The organism is Nonomuraea sp. NPDC049750, from assembly GCF_040659625.1.
In the GTDB taxonomy this organism is placed as follows: domain Bacteria; phylum Actinomycetota; class Actinomycetes; order Streptosporangiales; family Streptosporangiaceae; genus Nonomuraea.
Window position 1 is genome coordinate 34,429 of the sequence record NZ_JBFANB010000021.1, and the last position, 19,341, is coordinate 53,769.

Consider the following 19,341-nt stretch of genomic DNA (forward strand, 5'->3'; position numbering starts at 1 on the left):
ATGCGCGGCGGTGTCGGAATCCGGTACGGAGTGCTCGTCCTGATGGCGGCCATGATCCTGGTGCCGTTCCTCGGCATCATCCTGGCCGCCCTGCATCCTCCGGGCTCGCAGCTCAGCGGGCTGAGCATCCCGGACCAGTGGTCGTGGGAGAACTTCGCCCTGGCCTGGGAACGGGGCAACTTCACCGCCCTCATGCGCTCCAGCCTGCTGATCGCGGTCTTCGTGGTGCCGATCGCGGTGACACTGGCCACCCTGGCCGGCTATGGCCTGACGGTCCTGAAGGTGTGGGGCAACCGGGCGCTGTCGTTCGGGTTCGTGCTGGGGCTCACGCTGCCGATCGAGGTCATCGTGGTGGCGCTCTACTTCAACCTGCGCGAGGTCGGCCTCACCAACTCCTACGTCGGCATCATCCTCGCCGAGGTGGCGCTGTTCATGCCCTTCGGCGTGTACTGGATGCAGACGCACTTCTCCAACATCCCCGACGAACTCGTCGAGGCGGCCCGCATCGACGGCGCCCGGGACTTCATCGTGCTGGCGCGGGTGCTGCTGCCCATCTCGTGGCCGCAGATCACCACGCTGTCGGTCCTGTACTTCATGTGGTCGTGGAACCAGTTCATGCTGGTCCTGGTCATGATGCAGGACCCGGACCGGCGTACGGCGCCGGGCGGCCTGGGGCTCTTCGTCGGCCAGTACACCACCGACATCCCGCTGCTGGCGGCGGCCTGCCTGATCGTCGTCGCGCCGATCGTGATCGTGTACCTCATCTTCCAGCGCAGCTTCGTCAACGGCATCACCCAGGGTGCCATCAAGGGTTGACCAGCATCGCCCCGCCGCCGCCCGTGTTCGAGCACCGGGCGGCTCTTGGCGTTTCAGCGCACGTCTCAGCTCATTTTAAATCAGTCGCTTGACTTAACGTTGCGACCCCGGTTAACTGACCACGAACCGAAGGAGGTTCTCGCGGAGGGCACCTCCACCACCCGTAGAGGCACAGGAGGGACTCTCGATGAAAGTACGCGTGGACGAGGACAAATGCTGCGGCGCGGGCACGTGCGTGATGCTCGCGCCGGAAGTGTTCGATCAGCGGGAAGAAGACGGCATCGTGATCCTGCTCGACGCCGAACCGGCCGAGCGGCTGCACACCACGGTCCGCGAAGCGGCCAGCATGTGCCCGGCGGCCGCGATCGAGCTGAGCGAGAACGCGTGAGCGCTCCCTCCGGCGTTCTGGTGGTCGGCGCCTCGGCCGCCGGGCTCGCCACCGCGGAGGCGTTGCGGCGCAAGGGCTACCAGGGCGGCCTGACCGTCCTCGGCGCCGAGCCGCACCTGCCCTACGATCGGCCGCCCCTGTCCAAGCAGGTCCTCTCCGGCGCCTGGGACCCCGAACGGGCTCAGTTGCGACCGCAGGCCGCTCTGTCCAGCCTGGACGCCGAGTTCGTCCTCGCCGATCCGGCCGTCGGCCTGGACGTGGCTGTACGCACCGTGCACACCGCGGCCGGGCGGGCCCTGCGGGCCGACGCCATCGTCGTGGCCACGGGACTGCGCGCCCGGACGCTGCCCGGGCAGGCGGATCTGACCGGGGTCCACGTACTGCGCACGCTGGACGACGCGCTGGCCCTGCGCGCGGATCTGCTGGCCGCCTCGCGGCTCGTGGTCGTGGGGGAGGGCGTGCTCGGCGCCGAGATCGCCGCCACCGCGCGCGGCCTGGGCCTCGAGGTCACCATGGCCGGCCCCCTGACGGCACCGCTGGCCGGCCAGATCGGGCCCTCGGTCGCGGGACTGCTCGCCGAACTGCACACCGAGCGCGGCGTCCGCCTGCGGCTCGGCGCCGGTGTCGACCGGCTCACCGGCCAGGACGGCAAGGTCACGGGCGTGCGCCTGGACACCGGCGAAGTGCTGCCGGCCGACGTGGTCGTGGTGGCGATCGGTTCTGACCCGGCGACCGGCTGGCTGGCCGACAGCGGCCTGCGGGTGGAGAACGGACTGGTGTGCGACTCGCGCTGCCGCGCGGCCGAGGGCGTCTACGCGGTGGGCGACGTGGCCCGCTGGCACCACGACCGGTTCGGCACCCTGCTGCGGCTGGAGAACCGGACCAACGCCACCGAACAGGCCAACGCCGTCGCGGCCAACATCCTCGGCGACGACCAGCCCTACTGCCCGGTGCCCTACTTCTGGACCGACCAATTCGACACCAAGATCCAGGTCCATGGCGTGCTGCCCGTCGATGCCGAGGTGACCGTGGTGGAAGGCGACCGTTCGGCCCGCCGGTTCGTCGCGCTCTACCGCAGTGACGGCAGAGTCACCGGCGTACTCGGCTGGAACATGCCCAAGCAGACCCGCCTGCGTCGCCAAGAGGTCGTCGACGCGCTTCCCGACTTCGTCTCCACCCTCTGACTTTCCTTGGAGAGCCTGATGACCAGTACGTTGGACACCCCGGACTACCCGATGACGAGGGCGGCCGGCTGCCCGTTCGATCCGCCTCCGGCGCTGCGGGAGAAGCAGAAGGAGGGCCCGCTCACCAAGGTCCGCCTGTGGGACGGCAGCACGCCGTGGCTGGTGACCCGTTACGCCGACCAGCGGGCGCTGCTGGCCGACCCGAGGGTCAGCGCCGACGCCTACCAGCCCGGCTATCCGAGCCCGACCGCCCTCGTCGGCTCGGGCTCGCCCATCAGCTTCATCATGATGGACGACCCCGAGCATGCCCGGCTGCGGCGGATGGTGACGGCGCCGTTCACCATCAAGCGGGTGGAGGCGATGCGGCCGGCCGTACAGAAGATCGTGGACGATCTGATCGACGACCTGCTGGCCGGGCCGAAGCCGGTCGACCTGGTGGAGGCGTTCGCGCTGCCGGTCCCGTCGCTGGTGATCTGCGAGCTGCTCGGCGTACCGTACGCCGACCACGACTTCTTCCAGGACAACAGCAAGACCATCATCAACCGGGACGCCGACCCCGAGCAGCGGGCGGCCGCCCTCGGCCGGCTGGCCGGCTACCTGGACACCCTGCTGGGCGAGAAGCTCGCCAGCCCCGGCGACGACCTGCTGTCCGGGCTGACCGAGCGGGTCAAGACCGGGGAACTGTCCCAGCGGGACGCGGCCGGGATCGGGGTGCTGCTGCTGATCGCCGGGCACGAGACGACCGCGAACATGATCGCGCTCGGCACGCTCGCCCTGCTGGAACACCCCGACCAGCTGGCCCTCCTGCGCGACCCGGCGGATCAGAAGCTGGTCACCTCAGCGGTGGAGGAACTGCTGCGCTACCTGCACATCACGCACAATGGGCGGCGCCGGGCGGTGCTGGCGGACATCGAGATCGCCGGACAGGTCATCCGCGCCGGCGAGGGGCTGATCATGGCCAACGACATCGGCAACCGTGACCCCGACGCCTTCCCCGACCCCGACCGGCTGGACCTCCAGCGCGACGCCCGCCACCACGTGGCCTTCGGCTTCGGCATCCACCAGTGCCTGGGCCAGCCGCTGGCCCGCATGGAGCTGCAGGTCGTCTACAGCACCCTCTATCGGCGCATCCCCACCCTGCGGCTGGCCACGGACCTGGACCAGATCCCGTTCAAGCACGACGGGTCCGTGTACGGGGTCTACGAACTCCCCGTGACCTGGTGACCTCCCCAACAACGACAATCAAGAGGGTCTCATGAAGGTCATCATCGACCAGGACAAGTGTGTTGCTTCCGGGCAGTGTGTGGTCGCCGCGGCGGAGGTGTTCGACCAGCGCGACGAGGACGGCATCGTGGTGCTGCTCAACCCGGACCCGCCGGCGGAGCAGGCCGCCGACGTCAGGCATGCCGCGGTGGTCTGCCCGGCGCTGGCCATCCACATCGAGGACTGACACCCGAACCGGAGCCCCCTCGTACGCGCGACGGGGCGCCGCTGCGGCGACCGTCTGACCAGGAGGTTTATTCTTCGGGCCGTTCGGTAGTCCACCCTGTGACGAACGGGGGCCGACACCATGCGACAGAAGCCGATCCTGCGTTCCGGGGCCAGGGGCGCGATCGCCGCCATGGCGATGTCCGGCCTCAGGCAGTTCTCCACATCGATCGGCCTGATGGAGAAGGTGCCGCCGGAGGCCGTGCTGGAGCACACCACGCCCCGGTTCTTCCGCGGTGTCCCGGCCGCTCGCCGGCCCGCGATCATCGAGCTCGCGCACTGGTCGTACGGGGCGTTCGGCGGCGCGCTCTTCGGGGCCCTGCCCGAGTCCGTGCGACGGCACCCGTGGGCGGGGCCCGCCTACGGCCTGCTGGTCTGGGCGGGCTTCCAGGCTGTCATCGCGCCCGCGCTCGGCCTGCCGCACAAGGGCAAGACCACAGTCACGGAACGTCTGACGCTACTCGCCGACCACGTGCTGTACGGGATCGTGGTGGCCGCCTCTCCCTGGCCGCACCACGACGTTCCTGAGGGCGACGCACCGGAACACCAGACCGGGCACCGCGAGCGGCCGACGAACTCTATGGCCGAACCGGCGACCGCGAGCGGCTGACGCCCCGGGACGCGGGCCACCGCGAGCGGCCGTGGCTCGCCGCTACGCACTTGGCGTGCGGGCGGGCAGGAGTGGCTCCCACCAGGGGCGATTGTCGCGATACCAGGCGACGGTCTCCGCCAGGCCGGTGTCGAAATCCTTGCGTGGCCGGTAGCCCAGCTCGGTGCGGGCCTTGGTGCAGTCGACCGAGTAGCGGAGGTCGTGGCCCTTGCGGTCCTCGACGTAGGAGACCTGGTCCCAGTCGGCGTCACAGGCTTTGAGGAGCAGGCCGGTGAGCTCCCTGTTGGTGAGCTCGGTGCCGCCGCCGATGTTGTAGATCTCGCCTGGACGGCCTCCGGAACGGACCAGTTCGATGCCCCGCACATGGTCGTCGATGTGCAGCCAGTCGCGGGTGTTGCCCCCGTCGCCGTACAGCGGCACCCGCCGGCCGTCGAGCAGGTTGGTGATGAACAGGGGGATGATCTTCTCTGGGAAGTGATGGTGGCCGTAGTTGTTGGAGCAGCGGGTCACCCGTACGTCGAGACCGTGGGTGCGGTGGTAGGCCAGGGCGAGCAGGTCGGAGGCCGCCTTCGAGGCGGAGTACGGAGAGCTGGGCCGCAGCGCGTCGCTCTCGAGCGAGGAGCCGTCGGCGACCGAGCCGTAGACCTCGTCGGTGGAGACGTGCACGAAAGTCCTGAGGCCGCTGCGGACCGCCGCGTCGAGCAGGGTCTGGGTGCCGGTCACATTGGTGCGCACGAACTCGGTGGCGCCCATGATGGACCGGTCGACATGCGATTCGGCCGCGAAGTGGACCACCTGGTCGTGGCGGGCGACGAGCGGGTCGACGAGTTCGGTGTCGCATATGTCGCCCTGGACGAAGGTGAATCTCTCGTTCGTACGGACCTGCTCAAGGTTCGCCGGATTGCCCGCGTAGGTGAGCTTGTCGAGAACGGTGATCTCCGCGTCCCCGTCGTCCTCGTCGAGCAGGGTGCGTACGTAGTGGGAGCCGATGAAGCCGGCGCCGCCCGTCACCAGGATCCTCATCGGGTGATCTCCTCCCAGGCTTCAGCAGTGGACGCCGCTTCCCCGCGGTCACGATCTGTCTTTCGCCGTGGAAATCATATCGCCGGTAAACCGGGCGCAACCGTTTAGTGGCCGACATAGGGGGGCGCGGGGGGATGGCTAGGGGGTGAACGAGGGTCGTCTTGGAGTCCATTCCGATGTGCAGCGGTGTGATGCTCGGTGCACGAATATCGACTCCGGCTACCGGTTTTCCCTGACGAAGGGTATTTCGTGAAAGGCATAATTCTGGCCGGCGGGCACGGGACCCGGTTGTATCCTATTACGCTCGCGGTCTCGAAACAGCTCCTGCCGGTGAACGACAAGCCGATGATCTATTATCCCTTGTCCGTCCTCATGCTGGCGAATATCAGAGAGATCCTGGTGATCTCCACCCCGGAGGACCTGCCGAACCTGGCACGCCTGCTCCGAGACGGCTCCCACCTCGGGCTCGACATCAGCTACGCCCGCCAGGACGAGCCCGTCGGCCTGGCCGACGCCTTCATTCTCGGCGCCGACCATATCGGCGACGATTCCGTGGCGCTCGTGCTCGGCGACAACATCTTCCACGGAAATTCGTTCTACGACATCCTCCAGGAGAACACCGCGGACGTCGACGGCTGCGTGTTGTTCGGCCATCCGGTCAGCGATCCCGAGCGCTACGCCATCGCCGAGAGGGACGCGCTCGGCGGGCTCGTCTCCATCGAGGAGAAACCCGCGCACCCGCGTTCCAACTGCGCCGTCGTCGGCCTTTATCTCTACGACAACGACGTCATCGACATCGCCAAGAACGTCCAGCCGTCCGCTCGTGGAGAGCTTGAGATCACCGATGTCAACCGGGTGTATCTCGACCGGGGCAAGGCGAAGTTCGTCGAACTCGGCCGCGGGTTCGCCTGGCTCGACGCGGGCACGCCCGACTCCATCCTGCAGGCCAGCCAGTACGTTCACATGCTCGAAGCCCGGCAGGGCGTACGCATCGCCTGCATCGAGGAGATCGCGCTGCGGATGGGCTACATCGACGCCGAGCAGTGCCACCGCCTCGGCGCGGAGCTCCTGCCCTCCAGCTACGGCCGGTACGTCTGCGCCCTGGCCACCGAGTTCCGCCATGCCCGTCAACCGGCCGGCTCATTCTCCTAGAACCCCTAGAGATCGCCGATGGCCGGCCACCCCCGGCCACGATCACCGGAGGTACCCGACATGACCATCCCCTCCGCCGCCTCACCCCTGCCCGGCCGTGGGCCCGTGGAGGTCGCGCTCGAAGGCGGCCCCGCCGATGTCCCGCGAACGCTCCGCGTCATGCACGACGTGGTCTCGGATGGAAAGATAAAGATTCCACGCAATGGCGGGTACGAGCATTTCGAACGGGTCGGCGCGGCGCCGGAGTCCGGCGGCCCGCCGCTGTTTCGGTGGACCACGCGGACCAAAGTGGCCGAATGAGCCGGCCCAGGGCACACAGCGCCTTACTGCGGTTCGGGGAGCACCGCGCCTTCCACGGACTCAGGGGGCACCGCGCCTCTCACGGATCCGGGGCGCACCGCGCCTTTCCGAGAGTCGGGTCTCACAGCGCCTTGCGCAGACCCGGTCCGAGGTCGGTCGAGCCGGAATTCTCCCGTTCCTCGACGAAGACGGCCACCCCGTCGAGCAGGCGGCGAAGACTGAACCAGAGCCATTCGTCGATGTGGGCTATTTCCTCCTGTCTCTCCAGCAGGCTCGACAACATGGGGAACTGCCCGGATTCGAGGATCTCCGACAGCATCGGCATCTTGGCCGCGCGCCACTGCCGTGTGGTGACGCCGGTGCGCCGCTCCGCCTCCCATTCGCTGACGCGAAGCAGGGCGGCGCCTTGTACCTGAGCGCTTACGGCGATGGTCACCCAATGCATCATCACCGGATCGAGGCCGAGGCCGTCCAAGGCGCCCATGGCCCGCTCGAGGTCGGCCAGAATGTTCGGCCCGAGCGGAGGTTGCGGGGTCGCGATGACCTGCAGCACCCATGGGTGGCGCGAATAGAGTCTCCACTCGCGCAGCGCGGACAGTTCGAGCCGGGCGCGCCAGTCGTCCGGAACGGGCGTCAGATTCTTGTCTTCGCCGTGTACGCGATCGACCATCAATTCGATCAAGGCGTCCTTGCTCGACACGTATCGGTAGAGAGACATCGTGCCGACGCCCAGGTCCGCCGCCACCCGGCGCATGGACAGCGTCTCCAGACCTTCGGTGTCGGCGATCTCGATGCCGGTGCCCACGATGCGTTCGAGAGTGAGCCCTTCGCGAGACTCCCGCGGGATCGCCTCGGGTTTGGTGGGCTTGTCGACTTCCATGACCGGCTCCGCGGGGAGCTTTTCAGAGAGTGGCCCTTCGGAGCAGGGCCCTTCGGAACAGGGCAGGGCACGTGCCGCCACACGCGCTCTGTACGCCCGACCCTGGCACGACCGCGAGCAGTATCGCGGACGTCGCCCCCGAGGTGCGGCATACAACGGTCTGCCGCATTGTGCGCAGGTGAGCATCTGGCCTCACAGATTTTGTCACGCGCATATTGATATGTAGTGAAATTATATCACACGAAGTCGTGATGAAACTGATCGGCGAGTGTGATGAAATGCCCCCGACCGCCACCAAAATTGCGTGATATATACCCGCTGGTATCTCTTTGTCGGAATTTATTCCTCGATAAAGATCTTGAAGTCGGTCGAAGGCAAGTCTGAGTACGTCGTATGCACGCGTACACGCTATCCGAGGAGTGTGGGATGGAAACGGCTTCGACGACCGCTGGACGACGGGAATGGGTGGGACTGGCGGTTCTGGTCCTCCCCGTCCTGCTGATCTCCATCACCGTCACGGTCCTCTACTTCGCGTTGCCGTTCCTCAGCGCGGAGCTGAAGCCGAGCGGGCCCGAACTGCTCTGGATCGTCGACATCTACGCCTTCTGGCTGGCGGGCCTGCTGCTCGTCATGGGCACACTCGGCGACAGGATCGGCCGACGGCGTCTGCTGCTCCTCGGCGCCGCAGTCTTCGGCGTCACCTCCGCCGTGGCCGCCTACGCGCCCAGCGCCGAGATGCTCATCGTCCTGCGCGCCCTGCAAGGGGCGGCGGCCGCCACGCTCATGCCGTCCACCCTGGCGTTGATCCGCAACATGTTCCACGAGCCGCGCCAGCGCCGGCTGGCCATAGCGATCTGGGCGGCCGGTTTCTCCGGAGGCAGCGTGCTCGGCCCGATCGTGGGCGGGTGGATGCTGGAGAGATTCTGGTGGGGTTCGGTGTTCCTGATCAACGTGCCGATCATGGCCCTGCTGCTGGTGCTCGGTCCCATCCTGCTGCCGGAGTATCGCGATCCGCAGGCGGGCCGGCTCGATGTGCTGAGCACCGTTCTGTCGCTGGTGGCCGTGCTCCCGGTCGTCTACGGGGTGAAGGACATCGCCGAGCAGGGCCTGACCCCGACGGCCGCGCTGGCCATGGCCCTGGGCCTGGCCGCCGGCGCCTCGTTCATCTGGCGGCAGCGCGCGCTGGCCGACCCGATGCTCGACCTGCGCCTGTTCGCGAATCGGGCCTTCGGCGTCTCGCTGATCACGAGCACGCTCGCGATCTTCGCCCTCATGGGACTGTTCTACTTCATCGCCCAGTACCTGCAGCTGGTTCTGGGGCTGCGCCCGTTCGTCGCGGGGATATTGACGTTGCCCGCCGCGGGGATGGCCCTCGTCGGGTCGATGCTGGCCGTGGCGGTGGTGCGCTGGGTCCGCCCCGGATTCGTCATCGGCGGCGGCATGTTCGTCGCCGGTCTGGGGTTCGCGGTGCTCTCGCAGCTCGAAGGCGAGCCGGGGGTGCAGACACTCGTGATCGGACTGGGACTGCTGGGCCTGGGCCTGGGCGCCGTACAGGCGGTGGCCTCCGATCTGGTGATCGCGGTGGCGCCGGCGGAACGGGCCGGCTCGGCGTCGGCGGTGCTGGAGGCCGGCACCGAGTTCGGCGCCGCGCTCGGCGTCGCCGTCCTGGGCAGCCTGGGGCTGTTGATCTACCGCTGGACGTTCGAGGTGCCCGTCGACCTTCCCGGTGAGGCCGCCCAGACGGCGCGTGAAACGCTCGGCGGCGCGGTCCAGGTGGCGGCCCAGCTGTCGGGCCCCGCGCAGGAGGCCCTTCTCCAGGCGGCCCGTACGGCCTTCACCGAGGGCATGCGGGTGGCCGCGCTGTCGGGCACGGCCATCCTGGTGGCCACGGCGATCCTGGCCACGATCCAGCTCCGGCGGGTGTCCATCGAGGAGCAGAGCCCCGATCGGGCGATATGAGGTCGGGCGAAATGAGGTCGGCGAAAAGAGGTCGGCGAAAAGAGGTCGACGGTAAGAGGTCGGCGTAAAGAGGTTGGCGTAAAGAGGTTGGCGCTGTGTGGTCAGCGGAGTTCGACGTAGGAGAACTGTGAGGGCAGGTCTCTTCTGCCACGCACGTTGAGCTTGCGGTAGATCCGGGTCAGATGCTGCTCGACGGTGCTGATCGTGATGTAGATCTTCCGGGAGATCTCCCGGTTGGTGTAGCCCAGCGCGGCGAGGGAGGCGACCCGCTGTTCGGCGTCGCTCAGCAGGCCCATGCTCTCCGGGGTCTCCGCCTCCTGCTCGGCCGGATCGTCCTGCCGCACCGCCCAGCGCAGCGGCTCGGCCTGGCACTCGTCGGCGACCCGGTCGGCCCAGTAGCCGATCATCCTGGCCTTGTGGAGTTCGCCGATCTCGTTGAAGGCGTGGGTCAGATCGACGAGCGCGTACGCCATCTCCAGCCGGTCTCCCGCGTCCTGGAGCATGTCCACGGCCTCCCTGAGCAGCGCTGGGCGCTTCTTGAGGTCACCGATGGCGGCCAGCAGCCGCAGCGTGGCCCCTCTCGCCCTGAGCGAGTCGCCGCCGGGCAGATCATAGGGTTCCTGGAGGAAGGCTCTCGCCTGGTTCAGCTGGCCCATCTGCAGGTGCGCGGCGGCCGCACCCTGGCGCCAGGGCACCAGCACAGGAGTGTCGAGGTTCCAGGCCCGCATCAGCCTTCCGCAGCTCAGGAAGTCGCTGAGCGCCGCGTGCGACAGGCCTGTCGCCAGGTGGAAATGGGCCCGTGCCTGGAGATAGTGCAGCCCGAACCGGGTCTGGTAGATCGCGGTGGGTACGGGATGCCTGAGCAGGCGCGCCGCGACGTCGAACTTCCCCATTTCGGTGTTGACCCGGATCAAGGCGGCCAGCGGCAGGGCGATATGAATCCCCAGACTCCGGCGCGGTAGTACATCCAACGCTATAGAGGCATATTTAACGGCTATCGCTAGATCTCCGTGGCGAATGGCGATGTGCGCCCGGACGCCGGCCAGCACGGCGCGCCAGGTGGGGGAGCGCCGTTGGACGGCTTCTTCGAACAGGACATCACAGAGCGGTGCCGCCCGATCCGCCTGATCGGAGTAGAGCAATGTGAAAAGAGAGGACTCTATGGCTTCAAGGTTCGACTCGTCCAGTGTGGTGGACTGCAGGACGCGTTCGGCGGTATCGATCTTTTGCTCATTCTCCTCCGTTCGCAAGAAGCGTGACAATAGGGCGGCCCCCTGAAGGGGAGATACGCCAGGTGCCCCCGGCTTGGGGGTGCCGGAAGAGGCGTCCGCCACCTCGAGGAGAAGCGAGGGAAAGGCGGTGGACAACCACTGATGAGTGACTTCCAGCCGCATGGGCGTGTCTTTTTCGCCCGATTCGGCGGCCAGGGCGTTCAGCCGCCGAAGCACCTCTCCGGCTTCTTCAAGTCGTCCGTGCCACAGGAAGAACCTCAGCAGCATGCGAAGGTCGTCGAAGCCCAGGCCGCCCTCTCGCGCGATCGACATCAGATGGTCGAGATGCTGGGCGGTGGCCGCGGGGTTGATCAGCCACTCCACCCGCGCGAGCGAGGCCCGCAGGGACGCTCGGCGCGCGTCGTCGTGACAGAAGGCGATCGCCAGCTTCAGGCATTGGATCGCGAACTCGTGCTCGTCGTTGAGCAGCGTCTGATCGGCGGCTTCACGCAGCTCCACCGTCGCCCATGGCTCCGGGCAGTCGGAGGCGTGGATGAGGTGCTCGGCGACCGCGGTGCTCGCCGCTCCCTCCATGTGGAGCAGTCGGGCGGCGCGCCGGTGCATCTCCCTGCGCTCTTCGGCGTCGAGGTCGTCGAGAACGGCGGAACGGGTCTCAGGATGGCAGAAGTGCTGTCCATCGGTGATTCCGACGGCGGCGAGGTGGTTAAGGGTCTGCTGGACGGTCGCCGGCGGAAGTTCGATTAGTTCGGGCAGTAGGTTGGGAAAGGCTCCCTCCCCGAGTATGGCGAGGCCGCGAGCGGTGCGCAGCGAGGTCGGGTCGGTGCGATGGAGCAGGGCGCGTACCGATCTGGAGAAGGCATCGCCGATGACCAGCGAATTGGATTCGCCGGACTCGTGTAAATAGTCCTCGACCAACGCCTCGACAAGTAAGGGGTTGCCGCCGCCGGCCGCATGGAAATCAGGACCGAGTTTTTCCGCCGTATCCTGGTCCATGGATTTGCAGAGCATCTTCGTGACGCCTTCCTGGGAAAGCGTGCCCAATCTCAGGTGCTGGCAGTGCGGGTGGCGCATCAGATCCACCTCGATGAGCGGATCCATGCCCTGCGGGTTTTCTGTCGCGGTCACCACGACGAATACGTTCGCATTGTTGAGACGCTGTACGAAATTGAGCAGGAGTTGCCACGACAATGCGTCCGAATATTCGACGTCGTCGACGGTGATGAGCACCGGCGCACTCGTGGACAGCTCCAGGACTATCGACCACAGCCCCTGAATGGTGTGCAGCCAGTCGGGATTGTGCGCCGAGGTTTCGATGGACTTCGCGCTGAAGGCGGCCTCCTCGATCAGCCGGGCCGCCTCCGAGGCGTGCTCGATCGGCAGCGCCGCGCTGTGAAAGCTCTGGCTGGCCATCCCGAGCGGCAGGTTGCGGTCGGCTCGTGAGCAGGTGGCGCTCAGCCAGGTGACGCCGCCCGCGGCGGCGCGCTGGCTGAAGGTGTAGGCGAGTTCGGTCTTGCCGACTCCTGTGGGTCCGGTGATCACCATGACCCGTCCCTTGCCTTGTAGGCAATCGGTGAGCAGGTTGTCCAGCTCCGTGATTTCGTGGTCACGCTCGATGAGGGTCATCGTGATTCCCGTTCGTCCCCTAACGCGGTATGAGGGATCATGCCTCGTCCCGATCCTTGCACAGACCCTTGAGAATCATTCTCCTACGGCCGCCACGGCACTTGTCAATACATTTGGACAAGCCTGGGAGTGGCGGTGGATTTCATCACATTGCGTCTCGGCTATTTCATCATTTCGTCACGGTGGGGCCTGCGGTTTCGGGCTGGGACGCCGAGGTCGGCTACCCGATGTGGCCTATCGAAACCCCTCAATGGCCCTTACTTGGCGGACGAATCTAGGGGGCTCCTTGTGCGCACGGCGGGACTGAATGAGTTATTCTCCTGTTCATCGCAAAGAGGGCCGGCCGAATGTGGACGGCTACCGAGAGATTTCACCACGCGGTGCAGCGCGAGGTGAATGTTCGGTGGATATAAAGTCCACTGCTCTTCTTGATTTACGCCCGGCCCGAAAAACGAGCCGAGAAAGGGATTGCTGTGAGTGACGCGGTAAACACCGGTGAAGCCTGGATCCGGCGTTACCACCCTTCGCCCGAGGCGTCGTCCGTACTCGTCTGCCTGCCGCACGCCGGCGGCTCGGCCAGCTTCTATTTCCCGGTCTCGCGGATGACGCCGGCCTCGATGGAGGTCCTGGCGGTCCAGTTCCCCGGCAGGCAGGACAGGCGCGGTGAGCCGTGCGTCGAGAGCATCGGGGAACTGGCCGATCGCGTCGTGGAGACGCTGCGGCCGTGGATCGGTATGCCCATGGGGCTGTTCGGGCACAGCATGGGCGCGACCGTCGCCTTCGAGGTGGCCCGCAGGCTCGAACGGGAGGGTACGTACCCTCTGGCGCTGTTCGCGTCGGGGCGACCGGCGCCGTCGGCGCTGCGCCCGGGCTTCGCCGGGCGGCGCTCGGACGAATGGCTCCTGGGGGAGCTACGGGGCCTGGGCGGCACCGACGCGCAGGTGCTCGGCGACGACGAGTTCGTGCAGGCGATCTTGCCGGCGCTCAGAGGCGACTACCGGGCGGTGGACACCTATCGCTACCTGCCCGGGCCGAGGCTGTCCTGTCCCGTCTTCGCTCTCAGGGGCGAGGACGATCCCAAGGTCGACCACGATGAGGCCTGGGCATGGGGCGACCACACGACGGGCGGATTCGAGCTGCGCACGTTCGCCGGTGACCACTTCTATCTCGCGGAGCACGCGGCGGAGGTCATCGCCCTGATCGTCGACCGGATGAGCGCCGCGCTGAACACGTCCCGAGCGGCGCGCTGAACGCGCCCACCGCCCGAGTGGCGCGCTGAACCGCGCGGTCCGAGTGGCGCGCTGAACCGCGCGGTCCGAGCGGCGCGCTGAACCGCGCGGTCCGAGCGGCGCGCTGAACCGCGCGGTCCGAGCGGGATGCTGAACCGCGCGCGGCCCGAGCGGGGCGTTGAACGAGGCCCGCGCAGGTCACTGAGGGCCCGGTTAGCGCTGCGCTGCGAGAAGAGCCTACGAATAGTCGTAGAAGCCGCGACCGGACTTCCTGCCCAGCAGGCCGCCCTCCACCATGCGCAGCAGAACCGGCGGCGGCGAGTAGCTCGGCTCCTTGAACTCGGCGTACAACGCGTCGGCGATGGAGGCCACCGTGTCGAGCCCGATCAGGTCGGCCAGGCTCAGCGGGCCCATCGGATGGGAGCACCCCAGTACCATGCCCCGGTCGACGACCTCCGCGGTGGCGAACCCGGACTCCACCATCCTCATGGCCGCCAGGAGATAGGGGATCAGCAGGGCGTTCACCACGAATCCCGCACGATCCGCAGAGTGAATCACTTGCTTGCCGAGCGTTCCGACGACGAACGCCTCGGCGCGGGTCTTGGTCTGGTCCGTCGTGAGGAGCGACCCCGTCAGCTCGACCAGCGCCAGCGCGGGAACGGGGTTGAAGAAGTGGACGCCGATGACCTGGCCGGGCCGGCCGGTCGCGCGCGCGAGCCTGATGATCGGAATGGAGGAGGTGTTCGACGCCAGGATGGCGTCGGGCGATTCCACGATCTTGTCCAGCGCGCCGAACAGGTCGAGCTTGGTCGACTCCGTCTCGGGGACGGTCTCGAAGACGATCTGCCGGTCGCCGAGATCGTTGAGATCCGCGGTGAAGACGACGCGGCCCACCGCCGCGTCCCGTTCCTCCTCGGTGATCGTCCCCTTGCGCAGGCCGCGGTCGAGCGACCTGACCAGGCGCCGCCGCCCGTGGGCCACGGACGCCTCCGTGGAGACCGCCACCCGCACATCGAGGCCCGCGCGGGCGCACACGTCGGCGAGGCCGGAGCCCATCACCCCGCATCCCACGATGCCGATCCTGTCGAACTGGGTCATCTCGCCTCCCGTGCTGCTCTGTTCGTCAAGCTCTGGCCGTCATATTCCGGCCGCAAAACCTCTGGTCGGAAAAGCTCTGGTCGGAAAAGCTCTGGTCGGAAAAGCTCTGGTCGGAAAAGCTCTGGTCACTAAAGCTCTGGTCGCTAAGCTCTGGTCGCTAAGCTCTGGTCGTCCAGCGGAGCAGGCAGGCGCCCACCGACATGCCGCCGCCGAAGCCGGCGAGCAGGACGAGATCGTCCTGTTTGAGGATTCCCGACCGATTCGCCTCGTCGAGCGCGACGGCCACGGAGGCGCTGCCCAGGTTGCCGTACCTCTCGAGGGTGCGCGGGGTGTGCGAGCCGGTGAGGCCGCAGCGCTCGACCAGCTCCGTCACCAGGCGGCCGTTCGCCTGATGGGGTACGAACGTGTCGATCTCCTCCAGCCCGAATCCGGCACGGTCCACCAGGCTCTTCATCGCGGGCGGCACGTGCTCCAGCACGAACTCCGTCACCGCGCGGCCGTCCATTCTGAAGTAGTGCTCGCCGTCCGCGACGGTCTGGGGCGAGGCCGGATGCCTGCTGCCGCCCGCCTTGATGCCGATGAGCCGGTGGTCGGCACCGTGGCTGGACAGCTCGAAGTCGATGAAACCCGAGCGCTCCGGCACCACGCCGACGATGGCGACGCCGGACCCGTCGCCGAACAGCACGGAGGTGCGGCGGTCGGTGAAGTCGAGCTGCCTGCTGTACAGGTCGGCGCCGATGACCAGGGCGTAGGTGTCCGGGCGGCGCGCGATGAGACCGTCGGCGATGGCGAGCGCGTACACGAATCCGCTGCAGACGACGTTGATGTCGAAACAGGCGGCAGCACGCGCGCCCAGCGCGTCCTGCACGAGATAGGACGTCGGGGGCTGGGGGAAGTCGCCGGTGGAGGTCGCCACGATGATGTAGCCGATGCGGCCCACATCGATGTCGGCGCGCCGCAACGCGTCCAGGCTGGCCTGTACGGCGAGGTCCGAGGTCGCCTCGTGCGCTGCGGCGTGCCGGCGGAACCCGATCTGCGTCTTGCGCAGGATCCACTCCGCCTCGACGCCCACCCGCTCCGCCAGGTCCTCATTGGCGACCTCGTCCCCGGGGAGATACGAACCGGTCGCCAGGATCCCGGTAGTGTGTCCGGCCACTGTCAGCTCCGCCTTCTCCTGGAAACCACGCCTACGCCAGCGCCGCGGGGGCGGCGTCCGCCAGGCCACGCAGCGGATTGATCCGCCGCTCGCCGATCTCGGCGCGCCGCGCGGGGTCGGTGACGCCCAGTCCGGGCTCGGGCGCCATGCACAGCACGCCGACCTTGCCGATGTGGCCGTTGGTCTGCACCAGCCGGGTGGCCTCCGCGACCTCGTCCAGCGGATAGACGGTCGACAGGGTCGGCATCACCATCCCGAGGTCGAACAGCCGCACGCACTCCCGCACCTCCTGCAGGTTCGCCGCATGGCTGCCGATGATGCGCTTGAGGTGCATCCAGAGATACCGGTTGTCGTAGTGGTGCTGGAATCCGGTGCTGGAGCCGCAGGTGACGACCGAGCCGCCCCGGCGGGTCACGAACACGGAGGTGGCGAACGTCGCCCGGCCCACGTAGTCCATGACGATGTGCGGGTCCTCGCCGACCGCCGCGCGGATGGCCGCTCCCAGGCGCTTGCCCAGTGCGATCGCCTGTTCGGGCGTGCTGTCGATGTCGTCGGTCATCCCGATGTCGTTGCGGTTGATGATGACGTCGCAGCCGAGACTTCTCAGCATCGCGGCCTTCGAGTCGGAGCCGACGACGCCCACGGGGATGCCGCCGCCGTTCTTCACCATCTGCACGGCGTACGCGCCGAGGCCGCCGGCCGCGCCCCAGATGAGGACGATGTCGCCCTGTTTCATCCGGGCGCCCCGGGCGCTGACCAGCATGCGGTAGACCGTGCCCGCGCACAACGTGACGCAGGCGGCCTCCTCCCAGGTCAGGTGCGCCGGCTTGGGCGCCAGCTGACTGGCCCGCACCAGGGTGTAGTGCGCCAGCCCGCCGAAGTTGGTCTCGAATCCCCAGACCCGCTGCTCGGCGCCGAGCATGCCGTCGTCGTGCGTCGCCGCTTCCTGGTCGTCGGCCTGGATCGGACTGATCACGACGTGGTCGCCGACGCTCCAGCGTCGCACGCCCGCGCCGACCGCGACGATGACCCCGGCTCCGTCGGAACCCAGCACGTGGTACGGCTGGTCGTGCCGCGCCGCGAACCCGCCGGCCCGGCCGAAGCGCTTGAGGAAGCCGAACGTCGGCAGCGGCTCGAAGGTGGCCGACCAGACGGTGTTGTAGTTGATCGAGCTGGCCATCACCGCCACCACGACCTCGTCGGGCGCGAGTTGCGGCATGGGCACCAGGCCGACGCGCAGCGATTTGCGCACGTCCTTGTCCTCCATGCCAGCGAACATCTCGGTGTCCTCGACCCGGAGGTAAGAAGCCGGATACTCCTTCGGCAACGCGATCTTCGCCAGGTCGCCGGGCGCGGCTCCGCCCAGCAGGGCCTCGGCCATGGGATCCATGTCACTCCTCTTGGTGTGGTGGTCAGCCGGTCACAGCGGGATGTTGCCGTGACGGCCTCGTGTCGCCGAGGCCGCCGCGAGCGCCATGGCGAGCTTGGGCCGGGTCTGCGCGGGGTCGATCACTTCGTCGACGACGCCCAGCGCGACGGCGCGGGCGACACCTCCCGCGACGAGGGTGTGCTCGGCGACGAGCCGCTGCCGCAGCTCGGCGCGCTCGTCGTCGTCGTGCGCGGCGGCCAGGCGCTTGCGGTGCAGGATGCCCACCGCCGCCTCCGCGCTCATCACCGCGATCCTCGCCTCCGGCCAGGCGAACACCGCGGACGCGCCGAGCGAGCGGGAGTTCATGGCGATGTACGCCCCGCCGTACGACTGGCGCGTGACCAGCGTGACGCGGGGGACCGCCGCCTCGGCGAAGGCGTGCAGCAGCTTGGCGCCCCGCCTGACCACGCCACCCCATTCCTGGGTGACGCCGGGCAGGTAACCGGGAACGTCGACGAGCACGATCAGCGGAATGCCGAACGCGTTGCACATGCGGACGAATCGCGAGGCCTTCTCGGCGCTCAGCGAGTCGAGGCAGCCGCCCATGCGCAGCGGGTTGTTGGCGATCACGCCGACGCTCCCGCCGGTCAGGCGGCCGAGGCCGACGACGACGTTAGGGGCCCAGCGCGGCTGGAGCTCCATGAACGGGGCGCCCTCGTCGAGGATCTCGCGTACCAGCGGGCGCACGTCATAGGCCCGCCGCGCCCGCTCCGGCAGCAACGAGCGCAGGTCCTTCCCGGCCGTGGCGAGGTGGGGTTCGATGCGGGCGCGATGGGCCAGCAGCAGGGTCACCTGGCGGGTGGCCTCGTACGCGTCGCTCTCGGAGTCGACCACGATGTGCGCCACACCCGACTTGCGGCTGTGCGTCTCGGCGCCGCCCAGCGACTCCATGTCGATCTGCTCACCGGTGACGGAGCGCACGACATCGGGGCCGGTCACGAACATCCGGCCGGCCCTGGACATGATCACCACGTCCGTGAGCGCGGGACCGTAGGCGGCGGCTCCGGCGGCCGGGCCGAGGATGACCGAGATCTGCGGCACGCGCCCGGAGGCGCGGGTCATCGCGGCGAACATCCGCCCGACACCGTCCATCGACTCCACGCCGTCCGCCAGCCGGGCGCCGCCGGAGTGCCACAGGCCGATCACCGGGCAGCCTTCGAGCAGCGCCGCGTCGATGGCCGACACGATCTTGTCGCAGCCCGCGGCGCCGAGCGCGCCGCCCATGTTGGCCGGGTCGGTGCAGAAGGTGATCACCTTGTGGCCCGCGATGCGGCCACTGGCCGCGGACACGCCGCTGGCGTCCGGGTCATGCAGGGGCACCACTGAGTCGGCGTCGAGCAGCCGGGCCAGCCGTACGGCCGGCGCACGCTGATCGAGCGGGAAGTGTTCCTGCGTGATCGGTGTGGCGGTCAACGCCGTCTCCCGTTCTCATGCAGGGTTGAATTTATTGGTTCCCGCATGTTTCCTACCTCCAGCGCCAACGCTGAGGACTTTTCTGATGGATTCCAGCAGACTGCTGAAAATAGGCTTATCCACGCACTATCTCCACACAACCCTTACCAGTCCCCCTAAGCGCCCTGTAGCGTTGCTGAGCGAGGGCGAACGGCGTCGTCCTGGGGCTGATCCGCGGCGATGTTTCGTGGGCGAAGCCACCACTGCTGCGATCATGTCCGCACGTCAGGCCCGATGCCGATCCGCATCCGGGTCGTCCGGCCGACGACGCCGCCCCTGCGGAGTGGGAACGTTCCGAAAAACAATGGCTTTATCGCATATA

Annotated in this window: 17 protein-coding genes; 10 read left to right on the forward strand and 7 right to left on the reverse strand. The window is 67.9% G+C overall.

Going from position 1 to position 19,341, the window contains the following annotated elements; all coding sequences use genetic code 11:
• The 6 genes from AB0J16_RS39835 to AB0J16_RS39860 all read left to right on the forward strand — a co-directional run bounded on the left by AB0J16_RS39835 (window position 1) and on the right by AB0J16_RS39860 (window position 4,486).
• Complete coding sequence (locus tag AB0J16_RS39835; protein ID WP_358549839.1) at window positions 1–816, forward strand: carbohydrate ABC transporter permease; 816 nt, start codon at window positions 1–3, stop codon at window positions 814–816.
• A gap of 187 nt (window positions 817–1,003) precedes the next feature.
• The gene (locus AB0J16_RS39840; protein ID WP_358549841.1) at window positions 1,004–1,204 is read left to right on the forward strand and encodes a ferredoxin; all 201 of its coding nucleotides are present in this window, start codon (window positions 1,004–1,006) and stop codon (window positions 1,202–1,204) included.
• Window positions 1,201–2,388 (forward strand): FAD-dependent oxidoreductase, encoded by a 1,188-nt coding sequence (locus tag AB0J16_RS39845; protein ID WP_358549843.1) that lies wholly within the window; start codon window positions 1,201–1,203, stop codon window positions 2,386–2,388. The genes AB0J16_RS39840 and AB0J16_RS39845 overlap by 4 nt, the downstream gene beginning before the upstream one ends.
• An 18-nt stretch (window positions 2,389–2,406) precedes the next feature.
• Window positions 2,407–3,612: a cytochrome P450 gene (locus AB0J16_RS39850; RefSeq protein ID WP_358549845.1), complete on the forward strand. Its 1,206-nt coding sequence runs from the start codon at window positions 2,407–2,409 to the stop codon at window positions 3,610–3,612.
• 31 nt (window positions 3,613–3,643) lie between these two features.
• Window positions 3,644–3,838, forward strand: a complete 195-nt coding sequence (locus AB0J16_RS39855) for a ferredoxin (protein ID WP_357951422.1) — start codon at window positions 3,644–3,646, stop codon at window positions 3,836–3,838.
• 120 nt (window positions 3,839–3,958) lie between these two features.
• Window positions 3,959–4,486, forward strand: a complete 528-nt coding sequence (locus tag AB0J16_RS39860) for a hypothetical protein (RefSeq protein WP_358549847.1) — start codon at window positions 3,959–3,961, stop codon at window positions 4,484–4,486.
• Window positions 4,487–4,528: 42 nt separating this feature from the next.
• Here AB0J16_RS39860 and rfbB read toward each other — a convergent pair whose 3' ends face one another.
• Window positions 4,529–5,509 (reverse strand): dTDP-glucose 4,6-dehydratase, encoded by a 981-nt coding sequence (rfbB, locus tag AB0J16_RS39865; RefSeq protein WP_358549849.1) that lies wholly within the window; start codon window positions 5,507–5,509, stop codon window positions 4,529–4,531.
• 249 nt (window positions 5,510–5,758) lie between these two features.
• Here rfbB and rfbA point away from each other — a divergent pair, with 249 nt between their 5' ends.
• Window positions 5,759–6,661: a glucose-1-phosphate thymidylyltransferase RfbA gene (gene rfbA / locus AB0J16_RS39870; RefSeq protein WP_358549851.1), complete on the forward strand. Its 903-nt coding sequence runs from the start codon at window positions 5,759–5,761 to the stop codon at window positions 6,659–6,661.
• 60 nt (window positions 6,662–6,721) lie between these two features.
• Window positions 6,722–6,961, forward strand: a complete 240-nt coding sequence (locus AB0J16_RS39875; protein ID WP_357951430.1) for a DUF5988 family protein — start codon at window positions 6,722–6,724, stop codon at window positions 6,959–6,961.
• A 121-nt stretch (window positions 6,962–7,082) separates the two neighbouring features.
• Here the strand turns inward: AB0J16_RS39875 and AB0J16_RS39880 are convergent, their stop codons facing one another.
• On the reverse strand, window positions 7,083–7,922 hold the full coding sequence (locus tag AB0J16_RS39880) for a TetR/AcrR family transcriptional regulator (RefSeq protein ID WP_358549853.1): 840 nt from the start codon (window positions 7,920–7,922) through the stop codon (window positions 7,083–7,085).
• Window positions 7,923–8,267: 345 nt separating this feature from the next.
• On the opposite strand from AB0J16_RS39880, the gene AB0J16_RS39885 reads away from it, so the two are divergent.
• On the forward strand, window positions 8,268–9,800 hold the full coding sequence (locus AB0J16_RS39885; protein WP_358549855.1) for an MFS transporter: 1,533 nt from the start codon (window positions 8,268–8,270) through the stop codon (window positions 9,798–9,800).
• A gap of 101 nt (window positions 9,801–9,901) precedes the next feature.
• Here the strand turns inward: AB0J16_RS39885 and AB0J16_RS39890 are convergent, their stop codons facing one another.
• Window positions 9,902–12,655 carry an AAA family ATPase gene (locus tag AB0J16_RS39890; protein WP_358549857.1) on the reverse strand — a complete coding sequence of 918 codons (2,754 nt, stop codon included), beginning with the start codon at window positions 12,653–12,655 and terminating at the stop codon, window positions 9,902–9,904.
• 473 nt (window positions 12,656–13,128) lie between these two features.
• Here AB0J16_RS39890 and AB0J16_RS39895 point away from each other — a divergent pair, with 473 nt between their 5' ends.
• Window positions 13,129–13,905 (forward strand): alpha/beta fold hydrolase, encoded by a 777-nt coding sequence (locus AB0J16_RS39895; protein ID WP_358549858.1) that lies wholly within the window; start codon window positions 13,129–13,131, stop codon window positions 13,903–13,905.
• Between the two features lie 216 nt (window positions 13,906–14,121).
• On the opposite strand, the gene AB0J16_RS39900 is transcribed toward AB0J16_RS39895, so the two are convergent.
• From AB0J16_RS39900 to AB0J16_RS39915, 4 genes are all read right to left on the reverse strand, one after another.
• Window positions 14,122–14,982: a 3-hydroxybutyryl-CoA dehydrogenase gene (locus tag AB0J16_RS39900; protein ID WP_358549859.1), complete on the reverse strand. Its 861-nt coding sequence runs from the start codon at window positions 14,980–14,982 to the stop codon at window positions 14,122–14,124.
• 157 nt (window positions 14,983–15,139) lie between these two features.
• A complete protein-coding gene (locus tag AB0J16_RS39905; RefSeq protein ID WP_358549861.1) occupies window positions 15,140–16,138 on the reverse strand; it encodes a ketoacyl-ACP synthase III in 999 nt (332 codons plus the stop codon).
• Between the two features lie 31 nt (window positions 16,139–16,169).
• Window positions 16,170–17,528 (reverse strand): crotonyl-CoA carboxylase/reductase, encoded by a 1,359-nt coding sequence (ccrA, locus tag AB0J16_RS39910; protein WP_358549863.1) that lies wholly within the window; start codon window positions 17,526–17,528, stop codon window positions 16,170–16,172.
• A gap of 30 nt (window positions 17,529–17,558) precedes the next feature.
• Entirely contained in the window at window positions 17,559–18,980 is a 1,422-nt protein-coding gene (locus AB0J16_RS39915; protein ID WP_358549865.1) for a carboxyl transferase domain-containing protein, read from the reverse strand.
• Window positions 18,981–19,341: the final 361 nt, after the last annotated feature.